General features: G+C 31.3%; 11 protein-coding genes. 2 read left to right on the forward strand and 9 right to left on the reverse strand.

The features are described from left to right. Positions 1–170 precede the first annotated feature (170 nt). The 4 genes from pepF to spxA form a co-directional block, all read right to left on the reverse strand. Positions 171–1,979: an oligoendopeptidase F gene (pepF, locus tag NR218_RS10080; RefSeq protein ID WP_265883369.1), complete on the reverse strand. Its 1,809-nt coding sequence runs from the start codon at positions 1,977–1,979 to the stop codon at positions 171–173. Positions 1,980–2,024: 45 nt separating this feature from the next. Then, a complete protein-coding gene (locus NR218_RS10085; RefSeq protein ID WP_265883370.1) occupies positions 2,025–3,002 on the reverse strand; it encodes a competence protein CoiA in 978 nt (325 codons plus the stop codon). 112 nt (positions 3,003–3,114) lie between these two features. Further along, entirely contained in the window at positions 3,115–3,834 is a 720-nt protein-coding gene (mecA, locus tag NR218_RS10090; RefSeq protein WP_070647357.1) for an adaptor protein MecA, read from the reverse strand. 198 nt (positions 3,835–4,032) lie between these two features. After that, positions 4,033–4,428 (reverse strand): transcriptional regulator SpxA, encoded by a 396-nt coding sequence (gene spxA, locus NR218_RS10095; protein ID WP_002448146.1) that lies wholly within the window; start codon positions 4,426–4,428, stop codon positions 4,033–4,035. A 268-nt stretch (positions 4,429–4,696) separates the two neighbouring features. Here spxA and trpS point away from each other — a divergent pair, with 268 nt between their 5' ends. Continuing rightward, positions 4,697–5,686: a tryptophan--tRNA ligase gene (gene trpS, locus NR218_RS10100; protein ID WP_017175817.1), complete on the forward strand. Its 990-nt coding sequence runs from the start codon at positions 4,697–4,699 to the stop codon at positions 5,684–5,686. A gap of 50 nt (positions 5,687–5,736) precedes the next feature. On the opposite strand, the gene NR218_RS10105 is transcribed toward trpS, so the two are convergent. Genes NR218_RS10105 through opp3b form a run of 5 tightly spaced genes read right to left on the reverse strand, consistent with a single transcriptional unit; the run spans position 5,737 to position 11,462 of the window. Further along, positions 5,737–7,404 (reverse strand): peptide ABC transporter substrate-binding protein, encoded by a 1,668-nt coding sequence (locus NR218_RS10105; RefSeq protein WP_070468589.1) that lies wholly within the window; start codon positions 7,402–7,404, stop codon positions 5,737–5,739. A gap of 27 nt (positions 7,405–7,431) precedes the next feature. Then, positions 7,432–8,382, reverse strand: a complete 951-nt coding sequence (locus tag NR218_RS10110) for an ABC transporter ATP-binding protein (protein ID WP_070468587.1) — start codon at positions 8,380–8,382, stop codon at positions 7,432–7,434. Beyond that, positions 8,369–9,454 carry an ABC transporter ATP-binding protein gene (locus NR218_RS10115; protein WP_070813140.1) on the reverse strand — a complete coding sequence of 362 codons (1,086 nt, stop codon included), beginning with the start codon at positions 9,452–9,454 and terminating at the stop codon, positions 8,369–8,371. Before NR218_RS10115 ends, NR218_RS10110 begins: the two co-directional genes overlap by 14 nt. Before the next feature lie 17 nt (positions 9,455–9,471). Continuing rightward, positions 9,472–10,536, reverse strand: coding sequence for an oligopeptide ABC transporter permease (gene opp3C / locus NR218_RS10120; protein ID WP_048761203.1), 1,065 nt, complete (start codon positions 10,534–10,536; stop codon positions 9,472–9,474). Beyond that, positions 10,536–11,462: an oligopeptide ABC transporter permease gene (opp3b, locus tag NR218_RS10125; protein ID WP_017175826.1), complete on the reverse strand. Its 927-nt coding sequence runs from the start codon at positions 11,460–11,462 to the stop codon at positions 10,536–10,538. Before opp3b ends, opp3C begins: the two co-directional genes overlap by 1 nt. 231 nt (positions 11,463–11,693) lie before the next feature. Between opp3b and NR218_RS10130 the strand changes: the two genes are divergently transcribed. Then, positions 11,694–12,071 (forward strand): DUF3899 domain-containing protein, encoded by a 378-nt coding sequence (locus NR218_RS10130; protein WP_017175827.1) that lies wholly within the window; start codon positions 11,694–11,696, stop codon positions 12,069–12,071. Positions 12,072–12,093: the final 22 nt, after the last annotated feature.

The following is a 12,093-nucleotide window of genomic DNA, read 5'->3' on the forward strand; positions in this document are numbered from 1 at the left end:
CTAAACAAAGGGGATGGGAGAAATTTTTCACTTCAAACAAAGGGGTATGTTTGTTATGTGATTAATTTCATGTATATAATATAACACGCTCAAAACGTCGTTTCAATATTAAACTACATTTCCACCCTAAATGTCACAAATTAGACACATTGAAAACGAATACACTCTTTTTAGTGCTTCATTAATTTTTCAAATGCTTTTAATTTTTGTTCAAAAACTTCACACGCTTGCTCTATAGGTTCTGGTGTAGTCATATCTACACCCGCATTCTTAAGAATTTCAATTGGGTAATTAGAACTACCTTTTTTCAAGAATTCATTTATATATCTTTCAACAGCAGGCTGTCCTTCTGTTAAAATTTGATGACTTAAACTTTGAGCTGCACTGTATCCAGTTGCATATTGATATACATAATAATTCATATAGAAGTGTGGAATACGAGACCACTCTTTACTAATATGATCATCTGTTTCTACTACATCACCGAAGTATAGTCTATTTAATTTAGCATACTCTTCATTCATACGAGTTGAAGTTAATGGTTCTCCCGCTTCCTCAATTTGATGAATTTTGTGTTCAAATTCAGCAAACATAGTTTGACGGAATAATGTTGCTCTGAAACGCTCAAGTTCTTGGTTTAGTAATAATAAACGTCGATCATCATCTAAATGTTTATCCATATAATCACTTAGTAGAGCTTCATTACATGTTGAAGCAACTTCAGCTACAAAGATAGAATAATCACTAGAGTTTGATGGTTGATTTTTACGACTAAAGTAACTATGTGCAGAATGTCCAAATTCATGAACAAGTGTATATAAATCAGAGATAGTATCAGACCAATTTAATAAAATAAATGGATTAGTTAAATGTGCGCCTGAAGAATAACCACCTGAGCGTTTTCCTTTATTCTCATAAACATCTACCCAACGATGATTTAAACCTTCTTTCACTACATCTAAATATTCTTTTCCCATTGGTTCTAGGGCTTTTAGCATCCATTCTTTAGCTTCGTCATATGGCATTTCAAATTTAACATCTTTAACTAATGGAGTATAGATGTCATACATTTTCAAATCATCAATACCTAAAAGTTCTTTTCTCAATTGAGTGTATTTATGCAACAATGGAAGATATTTGTGAACTGTTGCAACTAAATTATCATATACTTCTTCAGGAATATGATTATTACTTAAAGCGCGTTCACGTGCCGTTTTATAGTTATGCGCACGCGCATTGAAAATATTTTTCTTAACTTCACCAGCTAAAGTTGAACCTAATGTATTGTTATATGCACCATACGCCTCATATAAGTTGTTGTAAGCTGACTGACGTAATTTACGATCATCTGATTCTAAATATTTAATAAATGTACCTTGTGTTAAAGGATGTTTTTTCCCATCTTTATCTACTGCATCTTTAAACTCTAAATCAGCGTTACTAAACATACCATAGACATTTTCTGGAGTTGATAATGCATCTTGCGCTTGGGTTAATAATTTTTCTTTATCAGCATCTAAAATATGCGGACGTTTTTCATTAATTAATTTCAAGTCAAATGCATAACGTTTTAAATCATCGTTACTCTTAATAAAAGATTCTAATTTCTCTTCATCAATTTGCAAAATCTCTGGAACTAAGAAACTCCATGCTGAGCTAATTTTTATGATGAGTTGATGCGCACGAGATTCAAAACCAGTATATTTATCGTTAGATGTATCTTGGTCTTGTTTTAGATGTGCATAAACATATACCTTTTCTAATTGTGTTCCAATCTCATCTTCTAAAGCTAAAGCATTATATAAAGTTTTAGCACTATCTCCTAGATGTCCTTTAAATTGTTCTTCTTTACCTAGATAGCTCTCTACCTCTTTTAATACCTTTTCAAAAGCTTCATCGCTTTCAAAAATAGTTGTTAAATCCCAAGTTTCATTTGGATATTTTCGTTCTTGCTCTTCTCTAGTAAGTTGTTGACTCATACATGTACCTCCTAAATGAATTAATGTTATAATTTTCTCATTCTTTTATTTATTTTGCACGTTTAAACTCCCGCTTATTTGTTGAATATAATCATCTATTAACTTTAAAGTAATTTCTTCTTTATTAATATCCAGTAGATAAAATTGTCTGAATTTCAAATACGACATTAAATACTGCTTGGGAAGATTATGTTTTAACAACAACTTCAGCTTGAGTTGCCATTGTACTGGATGATTTTCAATAAAAATTTGATACGAAAAAATATAACCTGTATCTCTACATACCTCATCGTCAGTTATTTGTAATTGATACATAGCACTTAAAGACGGTTCTAGCACTGAACGTTTTTTTCTACAATTAAAAATATAACGACTGATATGTCTATTTGACAATTTATAACAATATGACTCATTCTTTTGTTCATTGAATGATAACAATTCAGAAATTTGAATCATTCGTCTATGCGCAATAAATTTTCGGCCACCAATATGTTGTATATTGACATATTTTACTATAAGTTGTTTTTCATGCTCCCAACTATATAGTGTTCTATCAATCGGATTAATGAAATAAGCTTGAAATGTGTTCAAGTATAAATAACCCTTATGATATTGTACTTGTTCGATAATCCAAATAACTGCTACTCCAATTTGTTCAAGTCCTCTTGATCGAGATTTGACCTCTTTTATACTTATTCTTGAAAATTGAACTTCTATAGCTACTTTTGCATTCACAAGAATATCAGGATACTGTATAATTTCAGAAAAATAAGGCTCTATTTCAACATTAAAGTGATATTGTTTTAGACGTTGAGCAATAAAAAATTTAACGTAGTAATGTTTTTCTGTTTCATTTTTCATACATCTTCTTTTAGTTTGAGAAACATGAGCAAAATGCGGAATCTTTTTTAACCCTTTTTTTAAAAGAAGTTTTTCTTTGCAATATGGACATCGGTATTCTTCAGTAATGATAGCTTGATGAGCATATACAGTTTCATTATTACGATTAATCGCTACTAACATGCATTCACCTCATACTATTAAACGTTTAAGGTGATTCATTTACTTTAAAAAAAGAGAGTAGAAAAGAAATTCATTTTAAATTTCTTCTCTACTCTCGATTAATCGTTATATATTATTCTACTGAATCAGTAAAATAACGACGTACTTGTGAAGTAACATTATGACTCATAATAATTTTAGCATAATCATTTAAATACACTTCTGTCTTATCACTAGGATAAGCGAATTCAAGTAATTGACTATAGCTATCATTAATTGTCTCTTGGCTAACAGTACTATCGAAGTGAATTGCATAGTAGTAATGTGAATCACTCATATACAATAAATCTTCAAACTCATCTGTAGATAGATTATGATGATAAGCGTAATGAATGACTTCTTCTAAGTCTTCGAATTTCACAATAATTGTTCTTAAACTAGAACGTTGTTGTGATGATTTACGTTTAGATTTATCTGCTTGTTTTTGTTGTGCACGTTGTTCAAATAAATCTTCAATACTTTCTTCTTGTTCTAATGTATTAGCTAGCAATTCATTCACTTGTTCCTCAAATTGTTCATTTGCATGATTATCTGACATGTTCATTGCTTCTTCATTTTTAGATTTAGAGATTGTAACTTCCACGCCTTTTTCAAATGCATGTACTTGAATCCAAAGAGGTCCTTCGACTACAAAATCTTCTTCTTCATTAATCTCGTCCATCATTGACCAAAAGAATTCTTCACCACGCTTACGATTTGTCCATAAATCTTCACGACTAAATCCTCTTGCTTCAATATCACCATAAGTTATAAATAATTTCACAGTTGTGTCGTCAACGCGTTCTATTCTCATATCATCTCACTCCTTACAGTCGATGAATAGTAACCATATTGTATTAGAACGTAAGTTAAATTACAATTTATTTGTTTGATTAAATTTCACTATTTTAAATAGGACACTATATCATATTATATTCCCTTTTTTTATTATAAAAAACAGCACTATAGCTAAGCCAGTGCTGTTAAATAATATGTTGTTAAATTTTAAATATTAGTCGACTAAACGTTGAGCTTCTTGTAATTGGAAAGTACGAACCTTTCTAGGTAAGAAACGTCTGATTTCATCTTCGTTATATCCAACTTGCAAGCGTTTTTCGTCTAAAATAATTGGACGACGTAATAGTCCAGGATTATCTTGAATAATTGTATATAAATCTTGCAATGGTAAAGAATCAATATCTACGTTTAATTTTTGATAAGTTTTAGAACGAGTTGAAATAATTTCATCTGTTCCATCTTCAGTCATTTTTAAAATTTGTTTAATTTCATCAATTGTTAAATGTTCAGAAAAAATGTTACGCTCCGTATACGGAATGTCATGTTCTTGTAACCATGCTTTCGCTTTACGGCAAGATGTGCAACTTGGTGATGTAAATAATGTTACCATACATCTCACTCTCCTATTGAATAAATATTATTCATTATATTAATAATTATGCTAATTTGTCTTAAGCTTATATTATAAGTATAATATGCTAACATTAAAATTAAATGAGAAAATCCTAATTTTTCTGAGAAATTTCAAATTTTCTAAAAATTTCTCTACAAAATCTAATTTCTCATGTGTATCTCTATTATAACATAACTTACAATTTAAAAAAATACTGTTATAATCTAGTTAAAATGAATTATTTTTAAAGAAAGTAGGCATCTATATGGAGACATTATTTTCAGGAATACAGCCAAGTGGGATACCTACATTAGGTAACTATATTGGTGCATTAAAACAATTTTCAGACGTACAGAACGATTACAACTGTTACTTTTGTATTGTAGACCAACATGCGATTACTGTCCCACAAGATAAAATCAAATTGCGTAAACAAATTCGTCAGTTAGCAGCAATTTATTTAGCTTCAGGTATTGATCCAGATAAATCAACATTATTTATTCAATCAGAAGTTCCAGCACATGTTCAAGCCGGTTGGATGTTAACGACCATTTCAAGTGTTGGCGAGCTTGAACGTATGACGCAATATAAAGATAAAGCGCAAAAACGTACAGATGGTATTCCAGCTGGTTTATTAACTTATCCACCTTTAATGGCAGCTGATATTGTTATTTATAATACAAATATTGTGCCCGTAGGTGAAGACCAAAAACAACATATGGAACTTACTAGAAATTTAGTAGAACGTTTTAATAGTCGTTATAACGATATATTAGTTAAACCAGAAATTCGTATGCCAAAAGTTGGTGGACGTGTAATGAGTTTACAGGATCCAACAAAGAAAATGAGTAAAAGTGATGATAATCAAAAAAACTTTATCTCATTACTAGACGAACCAAATGTTGCAGCGAAAAAAATTAAAAGCGCTGTAACTGATTCAGATGGTATTATCAAGTTTGATAAAGACAATAAACCAGGAATTTCTAACCTACTTACAATTTATTCAAGTTTAACTAATAAATCTATTAAAGAGCTTGAAACACAATACGAGAATGAAGGATACGGAACATTCAAAACAGACTTATCAGAAGTAGTTAAAGACTTTTTAGTACATTTCCAAGAAAAATATAACGAATTTTATAATTCAGATAGATTGGATGACATCTTAGATCAAGGGCGTGACAAAGCTCAAAAAGCTTCTTTTAAAACACTGAAAAAAATGGAACGTGCAATGGGCTTAGGACGTAAGAGATAAATCATTATAAATAAGACCACGAGTATAAGTAAAATACTCGTGGTCTTATTTTAGTTATCTTTCTTTTTTCCTGTTTCACGATCAATTGATTTATCGATATATACATGTTTAAGTGAATAATCTCCACCTATTTGATGATATTCTATACCTTTTACTTGTGGATTTCTTAATGTAGCTGTTCCTTTTTGATAAATTGGAGCTACGGGTGCATCGTTTAAAAATAGCTCCTCAGCTTGTCTCATCGTCGCAAAACGTTCTTTAGGTTTTTGCAATAATTCTCCATTCGCTTTTTTTAATAAATTATCGTACTCTTTACTTCCCCATCCAGTATTATTTTGGGCATTGCCAGTAGTCATTGTATCTAAAAATGTAGTTGGATCTGGATAGTCAGGACCCCAACCTGATAATGACATTGAATAATTCATTGATAACTCTGCTTCTACTCTTTGTTTGAATGGTAATTGTTTAATTTTAACTGTTACACCTGGTAAATTAGATTCAATTTGAGATTTAATAAATTCTGCAGAAATTTTTGAATCTGGTGTATCTTCAGTATTTAAAGTAAAAGTGAATTTATCTTTTCCTAAAGCTTTTTTCGCCTTATTCAGATGTTGTTTGGCTTCTTTAGGATTAAATTTTAAAGGTGATTTAACAGTACTCGCATAATCTTTTCCTTCAGGTGTTTTAACAGTATCTCGTGCAGTGAAACCATCAAAAGGTTTAGCACCTGTTCCTAGAACTTCATTAACATAATCTCTTTTATTTACAGATTGTGCGATTGCTAAACGCATATCTCTATTTTTGAACTCTGGTTGCTGTTTTTCATTCATTTTCAAGAAGAAAGTAGATGCTATTAATCGTTTGAATAGACCTGGATCATCTTTATATTTATCGACTTGTTCAGACGTGATACCTGCACTATCTACCGAATTGGTATCATATAGTGATGCCCCAGCTTGAGTATCTTTTAAAATTTTATAATTTACTCTATCTAATTTAACAGCCTTTTTATCCCAATAATTATCATTTTTGGTCAGCATAATTTTATCTTCTACTGCCCATTTACTCACTTTAAACGGACCATTATATACTACTTTTTCAGCAGTTGTTCCATATTTATCACCATATTTTTTAACTGCTTTTTCATTTTGTGGCATAAATGTACCAAATGCTAGCATTTGTTTAAAATATGGAATAGGTTTAGTAAGATCAATTTTTAATGTGTAATCATCTAAGGCTTTAATACCTAGATCCTTTGGTTTTTTTCCATGTTTACCTAAATTAATATCTTCTGCATTTTTAATATCATACATTATGTATGCATATTCTGAAGCCGTTTTTGGATCTACAGCTTTTCTCCAAGCAAATACAAAATCATGTGCTGTAACTGGATCTCCATTTGACCATTTTGCATTTTTACGTAATTTAATCGTTAATGTTTTTCCATTATTAGATTCTTTTGGATCACCTTTAGCTATTCCTGGAATTGCTTCATCTTTTCCATTTAATGTATATAATCCTTCGAAAACTTGATTATAAATTGTAAAAGAAACGGTATCAGTTGCCAAAACGGTATCCAGAGTATTCATATCTGATGACGTTGCTACTCGATAAGTCTGACCGCTATCATCATATAATCCGCCACTTTTCCCACATGCACTAAGTAGCAAAGTTGTCACGATTAATCCTAAAATCACTTTAAAATTTATCTTTTTCATCTTAATGTTGTCCTCCCTTCCTCAGACTTAATTATGTTGAAGATGAGTTTGATCGTGTTCTTTTAAACGTACTGCTTCTTCATCTGTTACAAAAACGTAATGATTAGGTCTAATTTCTTGCAGTCTACGTTCTGCATTTTTAGATTCATCTTCTTCATACACAATTCGTTTTCTTGTTCTTTCACTATCAGGATCAGGTTGAGGGATAGCAGATAATAGTGATTTAGTATAATCATGTAAAGGATGATAATAAATTTCGTCAGACGATCCTAATTCTACAATTTTTCCAAAATGCATTACTGCTATACGATCAGAAATATATTTGACCATTGATAAATCATGGGCAATAAATAAGAAAGTAATACCTCGTTCTTTTTGTAATTTCAGCATTAAATTCACTACTTGAGCTTGAATAGAAACATCTAATGCAGAAATTGGCTCATCTGCAATAATAAACTCAGGTTCTACAGCTAAAGCACGAGCAATTCCTATACGTTGACGTTGTCCACCAGAGAACTCGTGTGGATAACGGTTCGCATGTTCTTTACTTAAACCTACTGTTTCTAGCAAATCATATACTCGACGTTTACGATCTTTTTTATCACTTGCTAACTTATGAATATCAATACCTTCTGCTACAATATCCATGACTTTTAGACGTGGATTTAAAGAAGCATATGGATCTTGAAAAATCATTTGAATTTTCTTATTAAATTTTAATAAATCTTTTCTTTTAGCAATCTTCTGAATATCTTGTCCTTCATAAAGAATTTCACCATCAGTAATATCATTTAATTTAATAATGGCTTTTCCAGTTGTAGACTTTCCACATCCAGATTCTCCTACTAATCCCAATGTTTCCCCTTTATAAATATTAAATGAAATATCTTCGATTGCTCTAACTTCATTACGTTTACCTTCATTAAAATACTGCTTTAAGTTTTTAATTTCTAATAATATTTCTTTATTCTTCTCCATCGAACGACACCCTTTCTACTCGACGTGGCTTGTCGTAATTATTAGGCATTTGACGTTGTCTCTTTTGTACCATCTCTGGCGGTTCAACTTTTGGAGCGCGTTCGTCTAATAACCATGATTTTACATAATGAGTAGGTGATATTTTAAACCATGGTGGTGCTTCCTTAAAGTCAATGTCTAGTGCATATTGACTACGTCTTGCAAATGCATCACCCTTTGGTGGATGTAATAAATCAGGCGGAGTACCTGGAATTGCAATTAATTCTGTCTCGTTACTTGTTGTTAAATCAGGCATTGAAGATAATAATCCCCATGTATATGGATGTTTTGGATCATAAAAGATTTCATCGACATTTCCAGTCTCAATCATTTGCCCTCCATACATAACAGCCACTCTATCAGCCACATTTGCTACTACCCCTAAGTCATGTGTAATAAAAATAATAGATGTTTCAATTTTTTGTTGTAATTCTTTCATTAAATCTAAAATCTGTGCTTGCATTGTTACATCAAGGGCTGTCGTTGGTTCATCTGCAATTAAAATTTTAGGTTCGCACGCCAATGCAGTTGCAATAACAATTCTTTGACGTTGACCCCCAGAGAATTGATGAGGATATGCTTTAAATCTTTTTTCTGCATTAGGCAGTCCTACTAAATTTAAAATCTCAAGTGCACGTTTTTTTGCTTCAGATTTACTATAATGACGATGTTTTATTAAAGGTTCCATGACTTGCTTACCAATTTGCATCGTAGGATTTAATGACGTCATAGGATCTTGAAATATCATAGAAATATCTTTACCGCGAAGTTTGTTTAATTCTTTTTCAGATTTAATTGCTAAATCTTCCCCTAAAAAATTAATTGTCCCTTTTTTAATTCTCCCTGTATCACCCTGGAACAATTTTGTAATTGCTTTTGTTGTTACAGATTTGCCAGAACCTGATTCTCCGACAATCGCTAATGTTTCCCCTTTATTTAAAAAGAAATCTACTCCTCTAACCGCTTGCACTTCCCCAGCAGTAATATCAAAGGAAACATGCAAGTTGTTGACTTCTAACACTCTTTCTGACATAGATTTTGCCTCCTTTGTTATTTACGCATTTTTGGATCAAATGCATCGCGTAATCCGTCACTAAATAAGTAAAAGAATAAAATTAATAAACTTAATACTGTAGCTGGAATAAATAATTCGTGTGGGTGTATTAACAACATTGCTCGTCCATCATTTACGAGTGAACCAAGTGATGTTTTCGGTGCAGGCACCCCTATACCAATAAAGCTTAAAAATGCTTCGAAGAAAATTGCACTTGGTACAGTAAACATAGATGTTACTACAATGGCACCTAGTGTATTCGGTAAAATATGTTTAAAAATTAATTTAAATTTTGAAGCCCCTAATGTTCTTGAAGCCATTACAAATTCTTGACTTTTTAGTTTTAAAAATTCACCACGCACTACTCTACTCATACCTAACCATCCGGTGATAGACATAGCTAAAATAATCGTCCAAATAGATGGTTCAAATATCAATACAAATAAAATAACAATAATAAGGTTAGGAATAGATGCTATAATTTCTAAAATACGTTGCATCACATTATCAACACGTCCCCCAAAAAATCCTGAAATAGCACCATAAACGACTCCTATAAAGATATCTAGTGCAGCAGCTACAATGCCAATAAATAATGAAATTTGAGCACCTTTCCATGTTCTAGTCCAAAGATCACGACCTAATTGGTCTGTACCAAACCAAAAATTTTCTTTCACGCCCGCTTCTTTATAAGCGCTCTTACCATCTGCCCCTGTTCCATCAAAAGGTAAAAAGTGTACTTGATCTAGTACTGGAATTTTAGCAGGTAAATTTCGTCTAGTAACATCTTGTTCAGCATAGTCATGTTTACTAAATGCTGGTCCTAAAAATGCAAGAATGACAATTAAAATGAGTCCAATCAAACCGACAATAGCTAGTTTATTTCTTTTCAACTGTGTCCAAGCATCTTGCCAGAAGTTTTTACTTTCACGTTGTATTTCTGGTTCTTTATTTAAATCGAGTTCTCTAATAACAAAATCCGTCCCAACCGCTCCCTCAGAGGTATGTGACATCGCTGCATTTGAATGGTCATCAAATGGTTTATTAAAATTTTCAGGCATTATTTTTTACCTCCTTGTACACGGATTCTTGGATCAATTACACCATAAAGAATATCTACGATAAAAATTGAAACGATAAATAATGTACTAAATAAAATTGTAGTAGCCATAATAACTGAGAAATCATTTGTTGTAATCGATCTAACGAATTGGTCCCCTAAACCAGGTACACCAAAGATATTTTCAATAGTTAAAGTCCCTGTTAAAATACCGGCTAACATTGGAACAATAATTGTAATAATAGGAATTAATGCATTTCTTAATGCATGTCCAAAAAGGACTCTTATCGGAGAGTTACCTTTAGCTCTTGCTAATAATATGTAATCAGAACTTAGTACCTCTATCATTTCAGCTCGAATATAACGAGCTACTGTGGCCATTACACTTGCTGATAATGCTAAGGAAGGCAATACTGCTGTTGAAAATCCTTCCCATCCTGCCACTGGAAACCATCTTAAACGTACTGCAAAAACGTATTGTAATAGTACTGCTAAGACGAATGAAGGTACTGATACTGCTATAACAGAAATAACAGTAGTTGTATAGTCTACCCAAGTGTTTTGTTTCGTAGCAGCAGCTACACCTAAAATTAAACCTAAAATCACTCCAATAATCATTGCAGTAATACCCATTTCCATAGAAGGAATCAATCTCGGTTTAATTAATGACCAAACTGGTTGATTATGATATTGGAACGAATAGCCAAAATCTCCAGTTACTACATTTTTTAAATAATGAAGATATTGCACTGCTACTGGATCATTTAATCCATATTTTTCGTTTAAAATTGCTTTTTGTTCAGCACTTAATTTAGCATCATTAAATGGTGATCCAGGCATCATTTTCATTAAGAAAAATGTAATTGTGATGATAATAAATAACGATAAAACCATATATCCCAAACGTTTTAATATATATCGCGTCATCATATAGTCCCCCTTTACTAAATATTCAAAATTAACATTCCCTTCAAAATTTTCAGAAATATTTATACATATTATATATACTATTTTCATAAAATTGCAATATAATTTTACATTTTCTTAATATAAGTGTAATTTTTATATATATTATTTAAAAGAATATAAATTTTAGATTTTATTTATAGTAAGTTTACAGTAAATTAGACTATATAGATAAAAAAGTCGGAGGTATACATGAACAATATTAAAACTTGGTTTATATGGCTCTTTTTGCCACTCATATGTACTTTTTTACTTTGGATGTTCGTAACTCAACATTCGTTTGTCTCATTTATTAATATCTTATTTTATATATCACTTGTATTATTTATATTGTTATTTTTAATTCTCCTTGTACAAGAAGGTATATTTGATGCTACAAGTTTTGGTTTTAGACGCATGCGTTATCAACTCGCTTCTCGCTCTAAGAAAAAAACTTTAGAGAACGATGACTTTTTCAATCCAAAACAAGTAAAAAAAGAGCATTATACCATTTCAACATGGTTACTACCTGCTCTAATACTATGTGCATTTTACTTCATTTTGACTATTCTCATTTCACTTTTTCTATAATATAAGAAAACCATGCATCTTA

The organism is Staphylococcus sp. SUC_1.2, assembly GCF_026222585.1.

Excerpts from the sequence above, each read along its gene's own strand:
- NR218_RS10115 (WP_070813140.1), bottom strand. The coding sequence starts at position 9,454 with ATGTCAGAAAGAGTGTTAGAAGTCAACAACTTGCATGTTTCCTTTGAT.
- spxA (WP_002448146.1), bottom strand. The coding sequence starts at position 4,428 with ATGGTAACATTATTTACATCACCAAGTTGCACATCTTGCCGTAAAGCG.
- NR218_RS10110 (WP_070468587.1), bottom strand. The coding sequence starts at position 8,382 with ATGGAGAAGAATAAAGAAATATTATTAGAAATTAAAAACTTAAAGCAG.
- pepF (WP_265883369.1), bottom strand. The coding sequence starts at position 1,979 with ATGAGTCAACAACTTACTAGAGAAGAGCAAGAACGAAAATATCCAAAT.
- trpS (WP_017175817.1), top strand. The coding sequence starts at position 4,697 with ATGGAGACATTATTTTCAGGAATACAGCCAAGTGGGATACCTACATTA.
- NR218_RS10085 (WP_265883370.1), bottom strand. The coding sequence starts at position 3,002 with ATGTTAGTAGCGATTAATCGTAATAATGAAACTGTATATGCTCATCAA.
- NR218_RS10130 (WP_017175827.1), top strand. The coding sequence starts at position 11,694 with ATGAACAATATTAAAACTTGGTTTATATGGCTCTTTTTGCCACTCATA.
- opp3C (WP_048761203.1), bottom strand. The coding sequence starts at position 10,536 with ATGCCTGAAAATTTTAATAAACCATTTGATGACCATTCAAATGCAGCG.
- NR218_RS10105 (WP_070468589.1), bottom strand. The coding sequence starts at position 7,404 with ATGAAAAAGATAAATTTTAAAGTGATTTTAGGATTAATCGTGACAACT.
- mecA (WP_070647357.1), bottom strand. The coding sequence starts at position 3,834 with ATGAGAATAGAACGCGTTGACGACACAACTGTGAAATTATTTATAACT.
- opp3b (WP_017175826.1), bottom strand. The coding sequence starts at position 11,462 with ATGACGCGATATATATTAAAACGTTTGGGATATATGGTTTTATCGTTA.